Origin of the sequence: Neobacillus soli NBRC 102451, assembly GCF_001591665.1 — a bacterium.
In the GTDB taxonomy this organism is placed as follows: domain Bacteria; phylum Bacillota; class Bacilli; order Bacillales; family Cytobacillaceae; genus Neobacillus; species Neobacillus soli.
Genome location: NZ_BCVI01000118.1, coordinates 1 through 1,850 on the forward strand (window position 1 = coordinate 1; position 1,850 = coordinate 1,850).

General features: G+C 40.5%; 1 protein-coding gene. It reads right to left on the reverse strand.

Annotated elements, in window-relative coordinates:
• Nucleotides 1-77 precede the first annotated feature (77 nt).
• Nucleotides 78-1,352, reverse strand: coding sequence for a group II intron reverse transcriptase/maturase (gene ltrA / locus BSO02S_RS25900; protein ID WP_066074903.1), 1,275 nt, complete (start codon nucleotides 1,350-1,352; stop codon nucleotides 78-80).
• Between the last annotated feature and the right edge of the window lie 498 nt (nucleotides 1,353-1,850).

The window sequence follows — 1,850 nt, forward strand, 5'->3', positions numbered from 1 at the left end:
GAGTAGAGGGAAAATAATTAATTATTTTCGCCCCTCTCACACCACCGTACGTACGGTTCCGTATACGGCGGTTCAATTTATATTACAGTGTGTACTTTTAGATAATGTTCTAAAGCAGAAGGAAGTCCCCTCTGCTTTAGTCTTTTATTTGAGATTGCTCTTTGTACGACTTTCGATAATCCGATATACCGATAACCTCTTCGACAGAAAGTTAATCCTTTCGCCTCTTCTTCAGGAATCCCTAATTGAACAAGCGATTTGATTCGTTTCCGTGATACCTTCCATTGCTTCCAGATGATAACTCTAATTCTGGAGCGAAGCTTCTTATCTATCGTAGTCATCGCTTTTTTCATATTTGAGATTCTAAAGTAATTGACCCACCCAAGTATGACTTGTTTTAGTTTTAAAATTCGGAAGTCTAGCGGTACACTCCAATTACGCTTTGTTAGTTTTCGGAGCTTCCTTTGAAATTTCTGTATTGACATGAGATGGGGTTTTACGTGATACCTCTTGTTTTTGGTATCGTAATGATACCCAAATCCTAAGAATTTTAAATCTTTTGGGCGAGAGATTTTGCTCTTCTCCACATTGACTATTAATCCTAGTTTTTCTTCTATAAATCTCACGATTGATTTCATCACTCTGTTTGCGGCTGTTTCACTCTTTACAAAAATGAGAGCGTCATCAGCGTATCTCACGAACCGTAGTCCTCTTTTCTCTAGTTCCTTATCGAGTTCATTTAACATAATATTACTCAATAGTGGGCTAAGGTTTCCTCCTTGCGGAGTCCCGACTGGTGTTTCTTCATATTTCCCTTTCACCAAGACTCCACTGACTAAGTATTTTCTGATTAACGAGATGACATCACCATCATCTATTGTGTTGGCAATAATTCGCATGAGTTTATCGTGATGAACTGTATCGAAGAATCTTTCAAGGTCAATGTCTACTACCCAATCGTGTCCGTCATTCAGAAATTCCAAGCTTTTTATAATAGCCATCTCACAACTTCTTTTGGGTCTAAAGCCGTAACTGAATTCACTGAATTGCTTTTCAAATATCGGACTGAGAACTTGATGAATGGCTTGTTGAACTACCCTATCCACTACTGTTGGTATTCCCAACTTGCGCATCTTGCCGTTTCCTTTTGGGATTTCCACTCTTAAGGCAGCTTGTGGTTGGTATTTTCTAGTTCTGATGCGCTGACGTAGCTCATCTTTGTTCTCTTTCAGAAATTGCTTCAGTTCATCGACAGTTATTCCATCGACCCCACTAGAACCTTTGTTTTTGTAGACACGCAAGTAGGCTTCATTCATATTTTGATTACTTAGAATCTGTTCTAAAAGTTCCACACTCGTTTCTCCTTTCCTCTCACGTAATAAGTGATAGCTCCATTTTGGTTATCCTTTGAGGTACGCTCATACTTTCACCATTAACACATTCGGAGTAAGTCACTTACGCATTCGTGGCGTTGAAACACTATAAATTGTTCAGCCCTTCATGAATTACTCATTACTATGGCTTCTGCTGACTTCTTGCGGCAAACCTTTTTCGACTGTACCAATGTACATCCGCAAGACCTCCCAGGGTAAGGCAGCTATCTTTCCTCTTTTACTCGCCTGATTTACCCTACAAAGTTACGCACATCTTTTGGACTTTGACTTGTTTGGGAGCCTTATCCCTTTGTAGAGCCTTAGTATCAGATTTCTGTTCGTCGAGCCAAGATTTTATTCCACGCTTCCTCCAGCCCTTACCTCACGGTAAGTACCTTGCGCTTCCTTAGTGGTTGGTCGATGTGTACCCCCACAGTGGACTTTCACCACCTAGATAGTTGCCATGCCTGGCACACC